This is a genomic window from Thermoactinomyces sp. CICC 23799 (assembly GCF_016055145.1).
GTDB lineage: Bacteria > Bacillota > Bacilli > Thermoactinomycetales > Thermoactinomycetaceae > Thermoactinomyces > Thermoactinomyces intermedius.
Window position 1 is genome coordinate 26,019 of record NZ_JAECVV010000006.1, and the last position, 20,701, is coordinate 46,719.

General features: G+C 48.8%; 18 protein-coding genes. 13 read left to right on the forward strand and 5 right to left on the reverse strand.

The annotated features are described in order from the left end of the window. Positions 1-51 precede the first annotated feature (51 nt). The 11 genes from I8U21_RS09115 to I8U21_RS09165 all read left to right on the forward strand — a co-directional run bounded on the left by I8U21_RS09115 (position 52) and on the right by I8U21_RS09165 (position 14,027). Positions 52-1,788, forward strand: a complete 1,737-nt coding sequence (locus I8U21_RS09115) for an ABC1 kinase family protein (RefSeq protein WP_037993565.1) — start codon at positions 52-54, stop codon at positions 1,786-1,788. Positions 1,789-1,813: 25 nt separating this feature from the next. Next, positions 1,814-2,146 (forward strand): hypothetical protein, encoded by a 333-nt coding sequence (locus tag I8U21_RS09120; protein ID WP_231564560.1) that lies wholly within the window; start codon positions 1,814-1,816, stop codon positions 2,144-2,146. A gap of 52 nt (positions 2,147-2,198) precedes the next feature. Next, positions 2,199-3,131 carry an NAD(P)H-dependent flavin oxidoreductase gene (locus I8U21_RS09125; protein WP_037993563.1) on the forward strand — a complete coding sequence of 311 codons (933 nt, stop codon included), beginning with the start codon at positions 2,199-2,201 and terminating at the stop codon, positions 3,129-3,131. Between the two features lie 384 nt (positions 3,132-3,515). Continuing rightward, positions 3,516-4,814, forward strand: coding sequence for a trigger factor (gene tig, locus I8U21_RS09130; RefSeq protein ID WP_181731803.1), 1,299 nt, complete (start codon positions 3,516-3,518; stop codon positions 4,812-4,814). Between the two features lie 79 nt (positions 4,815-4,893). Next, the gene (gene clpP / locus I8U21_RS09135) at positions 4,894-5,478 is read left to right on the forward strand and encodes an ATP-dependent Clp endopeptidase proteolytic subunit ClpP (RefSeq protein ID WP_181731802.1); all 585 of its coding nucleotides are present in this window, start codon (positions 4,894-4,896) and stop codon (positions 5,476-5,478) included. Between the two features lie 17 nt (positions 5,479-5,495). Next, entirely contained in the window at positions 5,496-6,761 is a 1,266-nt protein-coding gene (gene clpX / locus I8U21_RS09140; protein WP_181731801.1) for an ATP-dependent protease ATP-binding subunit ClpX, read from the forward strand. A gap of 172 nt (positions 6,762-6,933) precedes the next feature. Further along, entirely contained in the window at positions 6,934-8,052 is a 1,119-nt protein-coding gene (locus I8U21_RS09145) for a lipid II:glycine glycyltransferase FemX (protein ID WP_309544813.1), read from the forward strand. A gap of 122 nt (positions 8,053-8,174) precedes the next feature. Next, positions 8,175-9,836, forward strand: coding sequence for an ATP-dependent protease LonB (lonB, locus tag I8U21_RS09150; RefSeq protein WP_181731799.1), 1,662 nt, complete (start codon positions 8,175-8,177; stop codon positions 9,834-9,836). A gap of 147 nt (positions 9,837-9,983) precedes the next feature. After that, positions 9,984-12,332 (forward strand): endopeptidase La, encoded by a 2,349-nt coding sequence (lon, locus tag I8U21_RS09155; RefSeq protein ID WP_198053790.1) that lies wholly within the window; start codon positions 9,984-9,986, stop codon positions 12,330-12,332. Then, complete coding sequence (gene yihA, locus I8U21_RS09160; protein ID WP_181731797.1) at positions 12,313-12,909, forward strand: ribosome biogenesis GTP-binding protein YihA/YsxC; 597 nt, start codon at positions 12,313-12,315, stop codon at positions 12,907-12,909. The genes lon and yihA overlap by 20 nt, the downstream gene beginning before the upstream one ends. Positions 12,910-12,929: 20 nt before the next feature. After that, positions 12,930-14,027 carry a D-alanine--D-alanine ligase gene (locus I8U21_RS09165; RefSeq protein ID WP_198053791.1) on the forward strand — a complete coding sequence of 366 codons (1,098 nt, stop codon included), beginning with the start codon at positions 12,930-12,932 and terminating at the stop codon, positions 14,025-14,027. A gap of 44 nt (positions 14,028-14,071) precedes the next feature. Here I8U21_RS09165 and map read toward each other — a convergent pair whose 3' ends face one another. From map to I8U21_RS09190, 5 genes are all read right to left on the reverse strand, one after another. Then, entirely contained in the window at positions 14,072-14,839 is a 768-nt protein-coding gene (gene map / locus I8U21_RS09170; RefSeq protein WP_181731795.1) for a type I methionyl aminopeptidase, read from the reverse strand. Positions 14,840-15,006: 167 nt separating this feature from the next. Continuing rightward, a complete protein-coding gene (locus I8U21_RS09175) occupies positions 15,007-15,477 on the reverse strand; it encodes a hypothetical protein (protein WP_181731794.1) in 471 nt (156 codons plus the stop codon). A 186-nt stretch (positions 15,478-15,663) separates the two neighbouring features. After that, entirely contained in the window at positions 15,664-16,509 is an 846-nt protein-coding gene (locus I8U21_RS09180) for an ABC transporter permease (protein WP_309544810.1), read from the reverse strand. After that, a complete protein-coding gene (locus tag I8U21_RS09185) occupies positions 16,506-17,279 on the reverse strand; it encodes an ABC transporter ATP-binding protein (RefSeq protein ID WP_181731793.1) in 774 nt (257 codons plus the stop codon). Before I8U21_RS09185 ends, I8U21_RS09180 begins: the two co-directional genes overlap by 4 nt. Next, the gene (locus I8U21_RS09190; protein WP_181731792.1) at positions 17,276-18,331 is read right to left on the reverse strand and encodes an ABC transporter substrate-binding protein; all 1,056 of its coding nucleotides are present in this window, start codon (positions 18,329-18,331) and stop codon (positions 17,276-17,278) included. Before I8U21_RS09190 ends, I8U21_RS09185 begins: the two co-directional genes overlap by 4 nt. A gap of 172 nt (positions 18,332-18,503) precedes the next feature. Here I8U21_RS09190 and hemA point away from each other — a divergent pair, with 172 nt between their 5' ends. Beyond that, the gene (gene hemA, locus I8U21_RS09195) at positions 18,504-19,850 is read left to right on the forward strand and encodes a glutamyl-tRNA reductase (protein ID WP_181731791.1); all 1,347 of its coding nucleotides are present in this window, start codon (positions 18,504-18,506) and stop codon (positions 19,848-19,850) included. A 14-nt stretch (positions 19,851-19,864) separates the two neighbouring features. After that, positions 19,865-20,686: a cytochrome C assembly family protein gene (locus I8U21_RS09200; protein ID WP_181731790.1), complete on the forward strand. Its 822-nt coding sequence runs from the start codon at positions 19,865-19,867 to the stop codon at positions 20,684-20,686. Positions 20,687-20,701 lie beyond the last annotated feature (15 nt).

The following is a 20,701-nucleotide window of genomic DNA, read 5'->3' on the forward strand; positions in this document are numbered from 1 at the left end:
ATTGGATCAGGCGGACCCGGTGTCCGCCTGTCTTAATCTTTGGAAGGGGGGATGGGTGTGTCCGTCGTGTCGGCGAAAGAGGTTTCGGATTTGGAGTTGGATCAGGCGAGGCGGGAAATTCTTGAAATGCGTTTGAAAATCACGAGAAGTCAACGGTATCGCACCATTGCCGGAATCTTTGCCAAGCACGGGTTGCTTCACTTGTTGGAAGACCGCGGGTTGTTCCGGCTGTTTTTTAAAAAGCGGACCCGGGAAGAAGAAGAAAAACTGCACCGGTTCGGACGCCGGCTGCGGATGGTTTTTGAGGAACTGGGTCCCACTTTTATCAAACTGGGACAAGTTCTTGTTTCCCGGCAGGAAATCATTCCCGAGCCGGTGACGACGGAACTTTCGGAGTTGTTAAACGAAGTTCCTCCCATGCCTTTCCGCTATATGGCCGCGGTGATGGAAGACGGGCTTCCGGAAGGATTAAAGGAGTTTGAGTGGATTGACCCGGAACCGGTCGGATCCGCTTCATTGGCCCAAGTGTACCGTGCACAATTAAAGGATGGACGGGTTTGTGCCGTCAAAGTGGTCCGCCCCATCGTGGACAAACTGTTTGAAATCGATATTTCCATCATCCAAAAATTTGCCGGCCGGTTGCAAAAAAGGCTCCCTCCCCCATACGCAGCTTCAGTGGATTTAAACGGGTTGGTCCGTGATTATTACAGCAGTTCGACCAACGAACTGGACATGCTGGCCGAAGCCCGGACCATGAAAGAGCACCGGGAGATGATGAAGGATTTTGAGACCATTTCCGTCCCCGAAGTGTACAAGGTTTCAAAAAATGTCCTGGTGATGGAGTATGTGGACGGTTGGAATCTCAAAGAATTTCCGGTGGATTTTCTCACGTTTGAAGAACGGTTTATGCGGATGGTCGATTTGGCCCATTATTATGTCAAAACGTTTTCCGAAGGATATTATCATGGTGATCCGCACGGTTCCAACATCATGATCGATAAGCACACGAAAAAGGCGTATGTGATTGACTGGGGAATGGTTGGGCGGGTGGATTCCCTCCATACCGAAGCCATTTTCCGCATGTTGCTTCACACCCGCTTGAATCAGGCGGAAGATGCGGCGGAAGCCGTTTTGGATATTATCCAACCGACGCCTTACACCGATCCGATCCGCTTAAAAGATCAGTTGCGTTCCCATTTTGTGCACTATGTGAACAGTGATCAGGCGGGCAAATACAATTGGGGGAATCTCTTGATCCAGGCGATTGTGATCGGGGTGAAAAACCATTGCCGCATTCCCAATGCCATGGCTTTGTGGGCAAAAGGATTCACGGCCGCAGAAGGGACGGCACGGTGGTTGTGCCCGGAAATCAGTTACCACACGGTTGTGGAATCGGCCGATGTGCAAATCTTGAAAAGCTGGTTGTCGCGGAGGTTTAACTACCGGGCCAATGCCAGTTGGATCAGTGAAGTGGCGAAGCTGACCGGCACTTTGCCGCGCAGGCTGAACAAAATCCTGGAGCGGCTTGCGTGGAATGACTGGAAAGTGGTGGTGGAAAACCGGACCGATGATCATTTGGTCCGGCAAATGAACAAGATGGTCAACCGGATGGCGTTGGCTTGGCTGGCAAGCGGCTTATTCGTGGGATCGGCAGTTTTTCTTGCTTTTGGAAATGAATGGATGCAGTCAGTCCAGTCGATCAAATGGTTGATGCAAGGAATGCTGTGGGGGGCATCGGCGCTGAGTGTTTACCTGTTATGGAGAGTGTTCCGTTCCAAAAGAGCTTGACGGGATGACGGGAAGGGGGATGGCGTTGAAAGAGCGCAAAATGACCATGGAAGAGCGAATCGAAGCTTTCTTCCGGCAATCCGGCGGCCCAAACAACAGCAAAATCGAAAAGCTCTTGGATGAACATTTGCGAAACGGAAAAGACCACGGAATGCCGGGAAGGAAAGAAACGTTTGAGGATGCGGTCATCTGGACGGTTATGCATGATCCCAGCCTGTTGCTCTTGTTTGAGCGGATTCAAAAGTGGAGGACGGGGCGTTCAGAAAAGCAACAACAGCTTTTACAGTTGGAAGAAAAGATCAAAAACTTGGAAACGGAAATTAAAAAATTGACAGAAAAAATAAAACCTTACGTTTAGGCTGAAATTATTTTCAGATTCGGGTAAGATGTAGAAGAGGAGGCGATGAAACATGCCAAACTTGGAACAATTAACTTTGCCTGTGGTTGCAGCGCCGATGTTTCTGGTATCCGGCCCGGAATTGGTGATCGAGTGTTGCAAAGCCGGAATCGTCGGTTCATTTCCTTTGTTAAATGCAAGGACGTCCGAAGATTTGGATGTTTGGATGAAAAAAATTACGGAATCCATCGAAGAATTGGAAAAAAACCAAACCGTGGCCCCTTGGGCGGTCAACCTGGTGGTGCACCGGACCAACCGGAGATATGAGGAAGATTTGAAAGCGATCCAAAAATACAAGCCGCCCATTGTGATCACGTCCCTCGGCAATCCGGCGCCCGTGGTGGATGTTGTGCACGAATACGGCGGATTGGTGTTTTCGGATGTGAGCACTTTGCCTCATGCCAAAAAAGCCGCGTCTGCCGGTGTTGACGGATTGATTCTGGTTTGTTCCGGCGCAGGGGGGCATGGCGGGACGATCAACCCGTTTGCGTTCATTGGTGAAGTGCGCAAATTTTGGAACGGAAAGACGATTCTGGCCGGAAGTATTTCCAACGGCCGCGATATCCTGGCAGCCAAAGTAATGGGAGCGGATCTCGCTTACATGGGGACGCGTTTCATTCCGACGGTTGAAAGTTTGGCCAGTGAAGATTACAAAAACATGCTGATTGAGTCAGACTTGGATGATATCATCTACACCGACGCATTCAGCGGTGTCAATGCCAACTATTTGAAACCGAGCATCGAAAGAGCCGGTTTGGATCCGGAGCACTTGGAGAAAAAGGGAACCGTCGATTTCTCCAAAATGAATGAAACCGGTCCCAAAGCATGGAAAGACATTTGGTCGGCCGGCCACGGAGTGGGTCAGATCCGGAAAGTCCAAACCGTTCAGGAAGTGGTGGCGGAGCTGAAGCGGGAATACGAGGAAGCGGTTGGAAAAATCTCTTAAAAGACGGAAAAGGGACGACCCGGAAAACCGCGGTGATTGGCGTTCATTCGTTGCCATCCGGGCCGTCCGGCATTTTTTGTCCCGGGATCACGGATAAAAAGAGGAAAAAGAAAGGATGAAACGAATATTTATAGTTAATTGTTGATCTTCTTTACAAGATGAGATCACATGGTTTAACATAGTGGCTGTTGGTATGGGATACATAATGATGAATAGTAAGTTCCCCGGGTTTATAGGGGCTTTTTTCCTGTTCATGGATGTTTGATGTTTATTGAAAAGTTGCTTTACTGTGTTATAATGAAGTGGTTATTGCGGGGAGCGATACTAGTGAATCGGACTGATCATACCATATGATAGATTTGTGATGCAGGAGGTAACTGTGTAATGAAGGCAAGCTGGGAAAAAACAGAAAAAAACAAAGGTATCCTTACGGTCGAAACAGATGAGCAATCGGTTCAAGACGCACTGGACCAAGCGTTCAAAAAAGTGGTCAAACAAGTGAATGTCCCCGGATTCCGCAAAGGGAAAGTGCCGCGTGCCATCTTCGAAAAACGGTTTGGCGTCGAAGTGTTGTATCAGGACGCTCTCGATATCCTGCTGCCCAAAGCTTATGAACAAGCTGTGGAAGAAACGGGAATCGTGCCGGTGGACCGTCCGGAGATCGACATCGAGCAACTGGAAAAAGGCAAATCGTTGATCTTCAAGGCGACGGTGACCGTGAAACCGGAAGTGGAACTCGGTGAATACAAAGGATTAGAAGTGGAAGTGGATGAAGAACAATTCGCCGTGAAACCCGAAGATGTGGAAAAAGAACTCGAACGCATGCAAAAACAACAAGGTCAATTGGAACCGGTGGAAGATGGAACCGTGGAAAAAGGCGACCGTGTGATCATTGACTTTGAAGGATTTGTCGACGGAGAACCTTTTGAAGGCGGGAAAGCAGAACAATACACGCTGGAAGTCGGTTCCGGAACGTTTATCCCCGGTTTTGAAGACCAGCTGATCGGCATGAAGGCCGGAGAAGAAAAAGAAATTCAAGTCACCTTCCCGGAAGAATACCATGTTGAAGATTTGAAAGGGAAACCGGCCACCTTCAAAGTGAAACTTCACGAAATCAAACGGTTGAACCTGCCGGAGCTGGACGACGAATTTGCTCAGGATGTCAGCGAGTTTGACACGCTCGAAGAATTGAAAGCCGACATCGAGAAAAACATGAAAGAAAAAGCGGAAAAAGACAAAGAAAACTTCATCCGCAATGAACTGGTGGAAAAAGCGGCGCAAAATGCAACAGTGGAAATTCCGGAAGTGATGATTGAAAACGAAACGGAAAACATGTTGCGCCAATTTGAACAACGCTTGATGTACCAAGGCTTGAACCTGGAAACCTATGCGCAATTCACCGGCCAGGATCAAGAAGCGTTAAAAGACCAGTTCAAAGAAGATGCGGAAAAACGCGTTCGCGCCGATCTTGTTTTGGAAGCCATTGCCAAAGAAGAGCAAATTGAAGTCAAAGATGAAGAAGTGGAAGAAGAAATCAAACAAATGGCTGAAGAAATGGGCCGCGAAGCGGATGAAGTGCGCCGCATTCTGGAAAATCAAGGTGCCCTTGATTCCGTGAAGGATCAACTTCGCATGAAGAAAACGATCGATCTACTTGTATCGAACAGTAAAAATAAGGCATAATGATGATAGGAGATGAAGTGAGGCACGTGAAAACGTGCCTTGTTTTTCAAATTTTTCACTCCGAAATGAGGTGTTTTTAATGCCTTTGGTGCCAATGGTGGTAGAACAGACCAATCGGGGAGAGCGCTCCTACGATATCTATTCCAGACTGTTGAAAGACCGCATTATCTTTTTGGGAGGGCCCATTGATGATAATGTGGCCAATTTGGTTGTTGCCCAATTGCTGTTTTTGAGTGCGGAAGACCCGGAAAAAGACATTTATTTGTACATAAATTCACCAGGTGGTTCCGTAACCGCCGGTATGGCGATTTACGACACCATGAATCATGTTCAGCCGCAAGTCTCCACCATTTGCGTCGGGCTTGCCGCCAGCATGGGAGCCTTTTTGCTGGCCGCCGGTGCGAAAGGAAAGCGCTTGGCGCTGCCAAACAGCGAAGTGATGATTCACCAACCTCTGGGAGGCGCCCGGGGACAAGCGACAGACATAAAAATTCATGCAGACTGGATCCTGAAGACTAAAGAGAGAATCAACCGGATCTTGTCTGAACGAACGGGGCAACCGATTGACAAGATCGCCCGGGACACGGATCGCGATTATTTCATGAGTGCCGAAGAGGCCAAGGAATACGGCATCGTGGACCAGGTGATGGCCATCAATCGTTGAAAGGGGTGAGAGAGAAGATGTTTAAGTTCAATGAAGAAAAAGGACAATTGAAATGTTCTTTCTGTGGAAAATCCCAGGATCAGGTGCGCAAGCTGGTCGCCGGACCTGGTGTATATATCTGTGACGAATGCATTGAATTGTGCAATGAAATTGTGGAAGAAGAATTGGGCAATGAAGAAGAAATCGATCTGCAAAACTTGCCCAAACCACAAGAGATCTGCGCTATTCTGGAGGAATACGTCATAGGTCAGGAAGAAGCGAAGAAAGCTTTGTCCGTTGCGGTTTACAACCACTATAAGCGGATCAATTCTTCGCAGAAATCCGATGATGTTGAACTGCAAAAAAGCAACATCATGATGGTGGGACCGACGGGGAGCGGGAAAACCCTTCTTGCCCAAACATTGGCCCGCATCCTGAATGTCCCGTTTGCGATTGCGGACGCGACTTCGCTGACGGAAGCGGGTTATGTCGGGGAAGACGTGGAAAACATCCTGCTCAAATTGATCCAAGCGGCGGATTACGATATTGAAAAAGCGGAACGCGGGATCATCTACATTGATGAGATTGACAAAGTCGCCCGCAAATCTGAAAATCCGTCGATCACCCGTGACGTGTCCGGTGAGGGTGTCCAACAGGCGTTGCTGAAGATTTTGGAAGGAACCGTAGCCAGTGTGCCGCCGCAAGGAGGGCGCAAACACCCGCACCAGGAGTTCATCCAAATTGACACCAGCAACATTTTGTTTATTTGCGGGGGCGCCTTTGACGGATTGGAAACGATCATCAAACGGCGGATCGGCAAGAAAGTGATCGGTTTTGGAATGGACCAGCAAAACGTCAACATGACACCGGGCGAATACCTGAAGCTGGTGTTGCCTGAAGACCTCTTGAAGTTTGGTCTCATTCCGGAATTTGTGGGAAGGCTTCCGGTTATTTCCACATTGGAACCGCTCGATGAGAAAGCGCTGGTGCGCATCTTGCTCGAGCCCAAAAATGCACTGGTGAAACAGTACAAAAAACTGTTGGAAATGGACAATGTCGAATTGTCCTTTGAACAAGACGCGCTGGAGGCCATTGCCAAAGAAGCCATCAAGCGCAAAACGGGGGCCCGGGGACTCAGGGCGATCATCGAGTCCATCATGCTGGATGTCATGTTTGAATTGCCTTCGCGCGATGATATCGTCAAATGTGTCATCACCAAGGACACGGTGGTGCAAGGGGGAAGCCCGAAACTTTACACCCGTGAAGGGCGCGTCATTACAACAAAAAAAGAAGAATCTGCTTGAGGAAGAATGGGATTTGGGCATCTGCTGGAGAAATAGCAGATGCTTTTTTCTATGGTTCATGATATGTTAAAATGTAGTAGTTTCTGATCGAATTAGAAGCAGTTCTACGTCGCGGGTAGAGCTGCTTTTTCGATTAACAAAGGGGTGAGGAAATTTGTTACAAATCGTTTCAGTGGAGCGAGAAAAATTTTTGGATTTCGTTGAGACGCAACCTTACAGAAATTTCTTACAGTATCCGTCTTGGGCGGACTTGAAGTCCGAATGGAAATGGTTACATGAATTTTTGGGATGGGCGACGAAAGACGGCAAATTGGTGGGCGGAGCTGTTGTATTATACAGGAAGGTACCCGGATTAAATAAATATTTGGCATACATACCCCGAGGACCGATGATCGATTGGTTTTCAAGTTATTCCCTGACCGATTGGTTCCATCCTTTGTTTCACCACTTGAAAAACCGTAATGTATTCTCCGTGAAAATGGATCCGCCGCTTGTCAGCAAAAAGTGGTCTGCGAACCGGATTTCCCAAGCTGTTCAGGAATTTAAATCCCATGGATTGAAAAATAAACGTTTGACAGACATTTTGCCGGATCAGGTCTTCAATGCGGTGGAATATGTGAAACAGGAATTGGCGGAGATGGGATGGAGACAAAACGGCGGGGAAGACAGTTTCGACACCGTGCAACCGCAGTTTGTCTTTCGCCTGAACATGAAAGGAAAATCGTTGGAGCAGATTTTTTCGGGTTTCCATCCGGACTGGCAACAAAGGATCCGGGACGCGGAAAACAGCGGAGTGCATGTTTACCTGGGAACAGAAAACGATTTGCCGGAGTTTCACGAGTTGCTCTCGCTGACGGCCAAACGGGAACAATCCAATGTCCGGGATGTTTCTTATTTTGAAAAAATGTTTGAAACATTGGTATTGGAAAATCCTTACCGGATCCGGCTTTATTTGGCACGGAAAGACAATCAGTTGTTAAGCGCCTCGCTGGCGGTGAGAGTGGACGGGCATACATGGGATTTGTACAATGCCCGGCGCAGTGATTCATACGAAGATCCGTCCGCGTACCTGCTGCGTTGGAAGATGATTCAGGATGCTTACCGGCATGGCGACACCATATTTGATTTCCGGGGAATTTCCACGGTTTTGGATGAAAACAACCGGTTATTTGAATTGCTGCAATTTAAAATGGGTTTTGGCGGTGAAGCCTGTCAATTTATGGGAGAATGGGATTACCCGGTCATCCCGATGCTGCACTGGGCTTTCGACATGTACATGAAAAGCCGTTGATGCCACGATTTTGGTGCTTTTTGGCTATTGAAAAAGCATGAGTATCCCTTTCCTCCTGCGGTCATAATACAGAAAAAGCAGACGGTGTCTGTCCAAATTGCAGGGAGGAAAGGAAGGGGCCTATGAACTGGACTTCTTTACTTATGTTTTTACAAGTGTTTTTCTCCATCATTATCGGGATTTATTTCTGGAGTTTGTTAAAAAGCCAACAATCCAGCCGCAGTGCGGTAAATAAAGAATCACGCAAAGAATTGGAAAGGCTCCGGTCCATGCGCGAGGTCTCTTTGACCGAACCCCTGGCGGAAAAAACCAGGCCGGCCAAACTGGAGGACATTGTCGGACAAGAAGAGGGCATTCGTTCGTTAAAGGCGGCGTTGTGCGGACCGAATCCGCAGCATGTCCTGATTTACGGGCCGCCCGGAGTCGGGAAAACAGCGGCTGCGCGCCTGATTTTGGAGGAAGCGAAAAAGAACCGTTTCTCTCCCTTTAATGAAAAATCCAAGTTCATTGAAATCGATGCGACCACGGCCCGCTTTGATGAACGGGGCATTGCCGACCCTTTGATCGGTTCGGTGCATGATCCGATTTATCAGGGAGCCGGAGCCATGGGAATTGCCGGGGTTCCCCAACCCAAACCGGGAGCGGTGACCAAGGCGCATGGCGGGGTTTTGTTTATCGATGAAATCGGGGAATTGCATCCCGTGCAGATGAACAAACTGTTAAAAGTGTTGGAAGACCGCAAGGTGTTTTTGGAAAGTGCCTACTACAATGAAGAAGACACCAATACCCCCCGGCATATTCATGACATTTTCCAAAATGGTTTGCCGGCTGATTTTCGCCTCATTGGTGCAACCACACGACCTCCTGAAGAAATTCCTCCGGCCATCCGGTCACGCTGCATGGAGATTTTTTTTCGACCGCTGTTGGCGCATGAAATCGAGAAAATCGCCACCGATGCCCTGGAGAGGATTCATTTTGATTACAGCCCGGAAGCCGTTCAGGTGATCATGCGTTATGCGATGAACGGGCGCGATGCGGTGAATATTGTCCAAACCGCAGTGGGCGTGGCGTTGAGTGAACAGCGCAACCGGGTGGAAGCCCGTGACGTGGAATGGGTTGTAAACAGCAGTCAGTTAAATCCGCGCCCGGAATTGAAAATGCCGGAAAAAGCACAAGTGGGGCTCGTCACCGGATTGGCCGTGCTCGGCCCGCACATGGGGGCGACTTTGGAAATTGAAGTGTCGGCAACCCGCGCGGCAAAAGATCAGGGAACCGTCCGGATTACAGGAGTGGTCGAAGAAGAGGAAATGGCCAACCGGCAGCGGACATTGCGAAGAAAAAGCATGGCCCGGGGTTCGGTGGAAAATGTGATGACGGTTCTGCGAAAAATGGGGTTGCAACCGGATGATTACCATTTGCACATCAATTTCCCCGGCGGTGTGCCGGTGGATGGCCCTTCGGCGGGAATTGCCATGGCCACGGCGATTTATTCCGCCATTAAAGGCATTCCGATGGACCCCAAAATGGCCATGACCGGAGAGTTAAGCATTCACGGATATGTGAAGCCCGTGGGAGGCATCATTGCCAAAGTGGAAGCGGCCAAGCAGGCAGGAGCTGAGAAAGTGTTGATTCCCAAAGAAAACATGCAGTCGATTTTTATGCAGTTGGAAGGGATTGAAGTGATTCCTGTTGAACGCATTGAGACGGTTTTTGAACTTGCTTTTGGCCGGGAAAAATCCGTGGAAATGCCGGTTCTTTTTTCACCCACTTCGGCTCCGGTATAATATAGGAATGCAGAGTCCACTTTTTGTTCCGGCTGCGGGCCGCTGCCGGCGGTTGCCCTCGTGTCGTAGACAAAAAAGAATGAATAAGATAAAATCGTACAAAGCTGGCATCCTGTTCCTTGTGTTGACAGCAACGGAGGTGCATGTATGGCTGTAAAAGAAGGGGAACAACATGTATTGCCTCTTTTGCCATTGAGAGGCTTGGTTGTATTTCCCACCATGGTTTTGCATTTGGATGTAGGAAGAGAAAAGTCGGTTCAAGCATTGGAAAAGGCAATGGTGGACGACCAAAATTTGATTTTGCTTGCAACGCAAAAGGAGCTTCAGATAGAGGAACCCACCGAAGACGATATCTACCGGACCGGTACGATTGTAAAGGTTCGTCAAATGTTGAAGTTGCCAAACGGCACCATCCGGGTGCTTGTGGAAGGTTTGAAAAGAGCAAGCATCATTGAATACCTCGATGATGAAGATTGTTACATCGTCCGGTATGAAGAATTGGCGGAAGAAGAAGAAGACGGTCTGGATACGGAAGCGCTGATGCGGGCGGTGTTGGAGCATTTTGAACAATATCTGCGCTTGTCCAAAAAGCTTTCGCCGGAAACGTATTCGGTCGTGGCGGATATTGATGAACCGGGACGGCTGGCGGATGTCATTGCATCACATCTTCCGCTGAAGATTGCAGACAAGCAAACGATTGTGGAAACGTTGAACGTTCAGGCCCGTCTCGAAAAATTGTTGTCCATGATCCATAACGAAAAAGAAGTGCTGGAGTTGGAGAAAAAGATCAACTCCCGGGTCAAAAAACAGATGGAAAAAACGCAGAAAGAATATTATCTGCGTGAGCAAATGAAGGCCATTCAAAAGGAACTGGGAGAAAAAGAAGGGCGCATGGGCGAAGTGGAAGAATTGAGGCAAAAACTGTCCGAGTTAAAAGCGCCGGAAGAGATCAAAGAAAAGATTGACAAGGAAATTGACCGTTTGGAAAAAATCCCGACCAGTTCCGCTGAAGGCGGTGTGGTTCGCAATTATATCGATTGGTTATTGGATTTGCCGTGGCTTCATGAAACCGAAGACGATCTCAGCCTGGAGAAAGCGGAAAAAGTGCTGGACGAGGATCATTACGGATTGGAAAAAGTAAAGGAACGGGTGCTGGAGTACCTGGCTGTGCAACAGATTGTCAAGAAAATGAAAGGCCCCATTCTTTGTCTGGCCGGCCCGCCGGGAGTCGGAAAAACTTCCTTGGCACGTTCCATTGCCCGTGCGCTGGGACGGAATTTTGTCCGTGTCTCATTGGGAGGCGTGCGGGATGAAGCGGAGATTCGCGGACATCGCCGCACTTATGTCGGTGCCATGCCGGGCCGGATCATTCAGGGAATGAAACAAGCGCAAAGCACCAATCCGGTCTTCTTGCTGGATGAGGTTGACAAGATGTCCATGGATTTCAGAGGCGATCCGGCCTCTGCGCTCTTGGAAGTCCTGGATCCGAATCAAAACCAGGCATTCAGCGATCACTACATTGAGATTCCGTATGATTTGTCCAAAGTGATGTTTATCACCACGGCCAATGTGATTCACAATATTCCCCGTCCGTTGCTCGACCGGATGGAGGTCTTATACATTTCGGGTTATACAGAAATTGAAAAAGAGCACATCGCCAAAGACCATCTGTTCCCCAAACAGTTAAAAGAACACGGTTTAACCAAAGAAAACATGCAAATCCAGTCGGGGGCATTGTTGAAATTGATCCGGAATTACACGCGGGAAGCCGGGGTCCGGAGTCTGGAAAGAACGATCGGAACCTTGTGCCGGAAAGCGGCCAAGCAAATTGTCTCCGGCAAGAAAAAGAAAGTGGTCATTACATCCAATAATTTGGAAAAATATTTGGGACCGGAGCGTTTCCGTTACGGACGGGCGGAAGAAAAGGATCAAGTCGGGATTGCAACCGGCCTGGCCTGGACGGAAGCGGGCGGGGACACGTTGTCCGTGGAAGTTTCCTTGTTGCCCGGAAACGGTAAGCTCACATTGACGGGGAAATTGGGAGACGTGATGAAAGAATCGGCCCAAGCCGCATTCAGTTACATTCGTTCCCGCGCCAAGGAATTGAACATTGATCCGTCTTTCCATGAAAAACACGACATTCACATCCACGTTCCGGAAGGAGCCATTCCCAAAGACGGCCCTTCAGCCGGAATTACCATGGCCACCGCTTTGGTTTCCGCATTGACCGGAATTCCGGTTTCCCGTTTTGTCGCGATGACCGGGGAAATCACATTGCGCGGACGGGTGCTGCCCATTGGCGGATTGAAGGAAAAATCGTTGAGTGCCCACCGGGCGGGTATCAAACATGTGTTGATCCCCAAGGATAATGAAAAAGATCTTCAAGACATTCCCAAAAGCGTGCGGAAAGAATTGGAGTTTACAGCGGTGGAGCACATGGATGAAGTGTTGCGGTTGGCGTTAGTGAGGGATCCTTATGCTGGTGAAGAAAGCTGAGTTTGTGATCAGTGCGGTGAAACCGGATCAATACCCCGATGACGCCCTGCCGGAGATTGCTCTGGCCGGGCGTTCCAATGTGGGCAAATCATCGCTCATCAATTGTCTGATCAGAAGAAAAAATCTGGCGCGTACCAGTTCAAAACCCGGGAAAACCCAAACCATCAATTTTTACCGGATCAATGACCTTTTTTATTTTGCGGATGTTCCCGGTTACGGATTTGCCCGCGTTCCGAAAGCGATGAAAAAACAGTGGGGAAAAATGATGGAAACTTATCTGCTGGAACGGGAACCGCTCAAAGCGGTGATCCAAGTGGTTGATTTGCGACACCCACCCTCGAAAGATGATCAGAATATGTACGAGTTCTTAACGTATTATTCCATCCCGACATGGGTCGTGGCCACCAAGGCAGATAAAGTTCCGAAAGGAAAATGGCAAAAGCATGCCAAGATCATCAGGGAAACTTTGAAAATGGAAAAAGAAGATCCGTTCCTTCTCTTTTCCGCGCAAACTGCATATGGTAAAGAGCAGTTGTGGAACTTGATTGAGGAACAAGTGAACGCAAATCAGGAGTAGACGGAAGAAAGGGTGGGAGAATGGAGAAAAAAGTTCGTGTTGCGGTTTTGTTCGGAGGAAGATCCGGGGAGCATGAAGTCTCTTTAAATTCGGCCGCATCCGTGATCCAGGCGATTGACCGGAACCAATACGAAGTGATTCCCGTTTGGATTTCGCATGAAGGACAATGGCATTTCGGGGAAAAAGCGATTCCGGCCATTGCCGGCTTGCTTGAGAAAGAAGTTTGCGAGCAATTGCAAACACATTTGCCGGCGCTTGTGTCCAAAGGAAGCGGAACCTTGCCTGCATTTGCCCCGCATGAAGTGGATGTGGTGTTTCCCGTTTTGCACGGCACATACGGTGAAGACGGGACCATTCAGGGCATGTTGGAAATGGCGCAGATCCCTTATGTCGGAGCCGGGGTGTTGGCATCGGCCGTCGGCATGGATAAAGTGTTGGCCAAGAAAGTGTTTGAACAAGAGGGGCTTCCGCAAGGCAAATACGTTTATTTCTTGAAATCAGAACTTAAAAAAGACATCCAAAGAGTGATCAAAAAAGTGGAACAAGAACTTGGCTACCCCTGCTTTGTCAAACCGGCCAATCTGGGTTCCAGCGTGGGGATTTCCAAGGCCAAAGACCGTGAGGCATTGGCGGAGGCTTTGCAGTTGGCTGCCCAATATGACCGGAAAGTGATTGTGGAAGAGTATATTCCCGCACATGAGGTGGAAGTGGCCGTGTTGGGAAATGATGAACCGCAAGCTTCCATGCCGGGGGAAATCGTATCTTCCAATGAATTTTATGATTATAAAGCCAAGTATATTGACGGGAAATCCGTGATGCGGATTCCGGCGGAACTTCCGGAAGAGACAACCGGCAAGGTCCGGCAACTGGCAATTCAGGCATACAAAGCCATTGATTGCAGCGGCTTGGCGCGGGTGGACTTCTTCATCCGCAAGGACAACGGCCGGGTGTTGATCAATGAGATTAACACCATGCCGGGCTTCACGCCTTACAGCATGTATCCAAAGTTGTGGGAGCATTCAGGGGTTTCCTATCCGGAATTGATTTCCAAACTGATTGAGTTGGCACTTCAACGTTACGAGGAAAAGTCCAATTTGAAAACCGTTTTTGACCTTTAAGCAAAAAAGGGCTGTCGCGATTTGCACAGCCCTTTTTCTTTTACTTAAAAATCAAAGGATTCATCCGGTTGCCGGGTCAGGATGAGCGGCCCGTCTTTGGTGATCGCCACGGTGTGTTCGTATTGCGCCGACAAACTCCCGTCCACTGTTTTGGCCGTCCATCCGTCCTCCATGATTTTGACCAAATGCTTTCCCAAGTTCAGCATGGGTTCAATCGTGATCACCATTCCTTCTTTCAATTCCGCTCCCTGGCCGGGCGGGCCGAAATGGGGAACTTCGGGGAGTTCATGGATGCGCCGGCCGATCCCGTGACCGATAAACGATCGGACCACCGACATTCCGTTTTGCTCGGCATAAGACTGGATGGCATGGGAAATGTCCCCGATTTTGTTGCCGGGTTTGGCTTGTTCAATGCCTTTATACAATGCGGTTTTGGTGACGGTTAATAAGTTTCGGGCCGCTTCGGAAATCTTTCCCACTGCATAAGACCAAGCCGAGTCGGCCAGCCAACCGTCCAGGTTGACGACCATGTCAATGCAAACAATGTCTCCTTCTTTCAGCGGTGTTTTCCGGGGGAAACCGTGGCACACCTCATCGTTGACTGAAGCACAGGTGGCATAGGGATAGCCCATGTAACCTTTTTGTTCCGGGGTGGCCCCGTGCTGCTTCAAAAACTGTTCCACCCATTCGTCGATCTCAAGTGTTGTCACTCCCGGCCGAATTCGTTTTTTCAAGTGCTGATGACATTTGGCAAGAAGTTTTCCCGCTTCATGCATTTTGCGGATTTCTTGGGGGCTTTTTAAAGAAATCATTCCGCGATCTCTCCCTTGTTTTCTTCATCGGAATGTGTACGGTTTTCCACCAATAAGTTATTCACGAACCATGGAGGGATTGCAAAAAGGGTAAGAAAACCACCGGTATCCCCGGTTGTCCCATTTTCATGCACCGGAGCCGGTGGTTTTGGCTGACGATGGCCCCATTATTTTTTGGAGATAAAAACCAGTCCCAAGATCACGATCAAAACGGGCCAGTAAGCATGAAAGACCGAAGTGATCGGGGAGACCAAAGGAAGTTCGGTGATGCCCGGGTATGCAAAAATTCCCGTCAATATCAAAATCACCCCGACCAAAGCCGTGATTTTGCTTTTGTTAATGGTAAATTGCAACAAAACAACCAATCCGAAAAGAGCAACCAATATGCTCCAGTGTTTGGGCCATCCGTTGACGTATTTCAGGCCCCAGACCATGATACTGATGGTGGCGGCGAAACCGGCCCACAAAGTCAGCGCGCTGATTTTCTTCAAGATTCCGACATAAAGCAAAAGGACACTGAACAAGAATAAGAGAAACGGCCATGTGATCAAAGAAGCAATAGAAGTGAGATCGGTTTGGACAAGCAGAAGGATGATTCCGACCAGTGTGATGATAAAACCGAGAATCTTTGTTTGCATAAACCCTTCTCCCTTTGTCAATAAGTAGAATTTTCCTATAACATCTTATCACAATTTCAGCAGGAGCAAGGTACAGATTTATCGATCCGGCCGGGTTTATCCTGCCGGCCGTGAAGAAAAAATGAAGAAAAGAATTGGGAAACAGAAAACGGCACTAACGGAAGCGGGACCAATCTTGTGCTTCGGTTATCCGTTTTGCTGCAGTCCTTTATAAACGAGCCGTTTTTCAATGACCGCGATCAACTGATACATGATGGTGGCGATGACCGCCACGATCATCAGGCTTAACATCACAAGATGCAGATTAAACACTTGAAAACCGTAAATCATCAAGTAACCGAGCCCCTGCTTGGAGACCAAAAATTCGCCGACGATGACCCCCACCCATGACAACCCGACATTGACCTTCAAGGCGGCAATCATATCGGGAATGGCGGCGGGAAAGATGATCTTCCAAAAGATCTGGCTGCGGCTGGCCCCAAACGAACGGGCCAAAAGCAGATAACTGGAGTCCACGCTTTGAAAACTGGTGTAAATGACGATGGTCGTAATGATCACGGTGATGGCGATTCCCATGGCCAGAATGGAGACGAAGCCGGAACCGAACGAAACAATGAACAGGGGGCCGAGCGACACTTTCGGCATGCTGTTTAAAACCACAAGGTAGGGATCCAATACACGGGATAAAAACGGTGAAGCCCATATAATGGTGGCAAGGATAACCCCGGACAGGGTGCCGATCAAAAAGCCGGCAATGGTTTCCATCGATGTGATGGCGATATGGGAATATAATTCCCCGGAACGGGCCAATTCGGCCGCTTGCTTCATCATGAGCGAAGGACTGCTGAATAAAAAGGAGTCAATCCAGCCGGCCCGGGCTCCCCATTCCCATGCAAAGACAAAACCGATCAGGATCACAAAGCGCAAGAACCAAACCCCGATTTGCCGGAGACGCAATCTGCGCAGGAAATCGGCATGAGAGGGGCTCTTGGCCCCTTTGGTCAACCACTTTTTCCACGAAAAAAAGCTCACGGTTGTTCCACCTCCTGCCACAATTGTTCGAACAGCCGGCGAAAAACCGGATGGCTGCGGGATTTCAGCGCAGACAAAGCGCGGATTTCTTCCGGAACGGCCATCGTTTTTTGAATGGTTCCGGGACGGCCGCCCATCACCAAGATCCGGTCGCCCACCGCCAAGGCTTCTTCAAGGTCATGGGTTACGAGGACAGACGTTTTCTTGTGTTGTTTCATGACATCCTTCAACAAGTCTTCCAAAGCAATTTTGTTTTGAATATCCAGAGCCGAAAAAGGTTCATCCAACAGCAGGATTTCCGGATTGACGGCCAATGTGCGGACCAGCGCCACCCGTTGCCGCATGCCGCCGGACAATTGGGACGGATATTGATGGGCCGTGTGTTCCAACCCCATCTGTTTGAGGAGATGAAGGGCGTATTCGACGCGCTCGGGCGTGTTTTGTTTCCGGAATTCCAAACCCAAAATCATGTTTTTGAGGACGGTGCGCCACTCCAGCAATCCGTCCTTTTGCAGCATGTAACCGGTGTATTTGGCCGCATGGGTTTTTCCCTCTTTGCCGAACAACAGAATCTGCCCCTCCGTCTGTTTGTAAATGCCGGCCAGAAGCGAGAGGATGGTGCTTTTTCCGCAACCGCTGGGACCGACTAAAACCAGGGTTTCTCCTTGTTCGACAGTGAAATTGATGTCCCGGATGGCAGTGACTTCTTCTTCCTTGCTGAAGAAGGTATGCGTCACGTTCTGAAACTGGATAGCCGGTGTGGGTTTCATGGTGTCCCTCCCCCTCCTTTGAGTTCCTCCACAATTTTTTGGCTGATGTGAGGATCAATCAGTTCCTCATAGGGAACATTTTTGGGCAATTCGCCGGCTTGGGACATAATGCCGAGGAAATGCTTGTATTCATCCGGATCGATGACGGGATTGTCTGCATAAGCGTCCTGATCTTTATATCGCTTGATCACCCGAATCAAGATGGAGCGGTCGGTATCGGGAAAATAACTTTGGATGGCGGAGGCAATTTCTTCGGGGGAATGGTTCTTCACCCAGATTTGTCCTTTGTACACGGCCCGGACAAATTTTTGGGCGATATCCGGATTTTCGCGGAGCCACTTCTCTTTCGCCAGGTAACAAGTGTAGGGGAGACGGCCGCTTTCTTTTCCAAACGATGCGACGATGTATCCTTTGCCTTCGGCTTCGATTTTGGAAGCGATGGGTTCAAACAGTTGGGCAAAATCGCCGGTTCCTGCCAAAAACGCATTTCCCAAATTTTGATAATCGACATTTTGGATGATTCGCACATCCCGATGGGGAATCAATTGATTTTTCCGTTGTACGTATTCACTGACCATTTCCGGCATGCCGCCCCGCCGTTGTCCCAAGAGTGACCGGCCTTTTAACATTTGCCAGTCGAATTGGCGGACGGGTTGGCGGGATACCAAAAATGATCCGTCAGTTTGGGTGAGTTGGGCAAAGGCTTTGATCGTATCGGAACGGGAACGGGCGGTGACGTAGATGCCGGCTTCCACGCCGACCAGAACGATGTCGGATTCCCCGGCCAGGAGGGTGGTCATGGTTTTGTCCCCGCCGTTTCCATTGACCAGTTCAACCGACAATCCTTCTTGTTCAAAAAAACCTTGGCTTAAGGCCACATACTGCGGTGCGTAAAAGATGGAATGCGTCACCTCGACCAGCCGGATGTTGGATTTATCGTCAGGGGAAGATGTGCATGCCGTTGACAAGAAGACCAGAGAAAGAACGAGCAGGAAACAAGAAAGCCGCTTGACAGACCTTCTCAAGTCGATCACCTCATTTAAATTAGGCATGGATCTATATTTCCATTATATAATAAGATTGGCAATATTTGCTCAACAGGATTTCGGCGGCTTCAAAATGTGTTCACACCCGTTTTTCCGGGGATTTACAATCGTATGTTATAATGAAGTTTGATTCATCGCAGATTTGTGCCCAGTGTCGGGAATCGAGGTGAAGAGCAACATGCATATACTGACCATTGGACTGAATCACGAGACCGCTCCGGTTGAATTGAGGGAAAGGCTTGCCTTTTCGGAAGACCGTCTGGATTATGCCTTAAGAACGTTGCGGGATATGAAAAGCATTATGGAATGCGTGATCTTGAGCACTTGCAACCGCATGGAGCTTTATGTGGTTTGTGACCAGCTCCACACCGGTGAATATTATGCCAAGACCTTTATCGAAAACTGGTTTCGTATCCCCAAAGAAGAGTTTTGTGATTACCTTTACGTGAAAAAGAACGAAGATGCCGTCCGGCATTTGTTTCATGTCGTTTGCGGCATGAATTCCCTGGTGTTGGGCGAAACCCAAATCCTGGGGCAGGTGAAACAAGCCTTTTTCACAGCGATGGAAAGCAAAACAACCGGAACGTTATTCAATACATTGTTTAAACAGGCCGTCACGTTTGGAAAACGTGTTCATTCGGAAACCGAAATCGGACAAAATGCCGTATCCGTCAGTTATGTTGCCGTGGAATTGGGCAAGAAAATGTTTGACTCCTTTGAGGATAAAACGATTCTTTTGGTCGGTGCGGGCGAAATGAGCGAATTGACGGCGAAACATTTTTATTCCAACGGGGCAAAGCGTGTACAAGTTGTCAACCGGACCTTTTCGAAAGCGGAGGAGCTGGCCGGAAAGTTTCACGGGGAAGCAAGGCCATGGGAAGATCTGGTTGCTTGCCTGAAAGAAGCGGATATCGTGGTCAGTTCCACCGGATCCAAAGAACCGGTCATGACCCGTTCCATGGTGGAACCGGTATTAAAAAGCCGCCGTTCCCCGCTATTCTTGATCGATATTGCCGTGCCCCGGGACATCGATCCGGCTATCGCCGGGCTGGAGTCCGTGTTTTTATATGACATTGATGATTTGCGAGAAATTGCTGAATCCAACATGTCCCTAAGGCAGAAAGAAGCCGAAAAAATCAAGGGCTGGATTGAGGAAGAAGTTCGGGAATTCAACACATGGCTGGATACTTTGGGCGTCGTTCCCCTGATCTCGGCGCTGAGGGAAAAAGCGCTGTCCATTCAGGAAGATGCCGTGAACAAGATCGAACGGAAGCTGCCGGAGATGACTGAGCGGGAAAAACGGGTCATTCGCAAACACACCAAGAGCATTGTCAACCAAATGATGCGTGATCCGATTGTCCGTCTGAAGGAACTGGCCACCACGCCGCAGAAAGAAGCGGCACAGGAAATGTTTGTTTACTTGTTTGCTTTGGAAGAGCTTTTAAAGCAGGAAGATGAGGAAGAAACAGCCAAAGTGGAAGTGAAAAATCCAGCGCTTGGTCATGAGGCTTGGGCCCGCATTTAAAGGAGGAAACCTTGATGTTTGCGGAGCGTTGGATTTATGATTTCATCATATATTTATATGCGTTCAGCATCTTGTTTTCTTTTGCTGATCTGTTGCACCGGAACAGGCGCTCCGAGAAAATATCCTATTTTTTCTTGGGGATCGTGTGGTTGATCCAAACGGCAGTTTTCATCCTGGCAGTTTTTGATTGGTGGCCCGTACAACTGCCGTTTTGGATTGATGCTTTTTTTATTTACTCATGGATTTTGGTCAGTTTTACACTGGTCATGCATCTGGTCTATCGTATGCCGGTTTATTATTTTCTGGCCAATCTGATGGGGTTTGTCGTTTTGGTGTTGAACCTGTTTTTTGTGCGTCATCCATCCGCAGCCTTTGAACATTTGTTGTTGACGGAACTGGTTTTCATTCATGTGACCATCGCGATGATGGCCTATGCCGCTTTTTCGCTGGCTTGCATCAGCGGGGGGCTTTATTTGGTCAGCAATCATTTGTTGAAAGAGAAAAAGTGGAATCGTTTGTTGCGCATCTTGCCCAGCTTGGACCGGCTGGAGTCCTTTTCCGTTTGGTCGGTTGTCGCCGGTGCCGTTTTCTTGCTAATTTCCGTGTTATTAGGTATCATTTATGGTTACCAAACGGTTGGCAACCGGCTTTGGTTGGATCCGAAATTGTGGGGAACGTTTTGGGTAATGATTTTGTACGGCTGGATTATCTGGCAATGGGCGCGCACACGGTTGACCGGCCGGCGCCTGGCTTGGTGGAGTTCGCTTTCTTTTTTATCCATCTTGCTGAATTATTTCATTACCCAAGCAGGTGTTTCCTTTCATCAATGGTTCTGAGACCGGAAGGAGCAC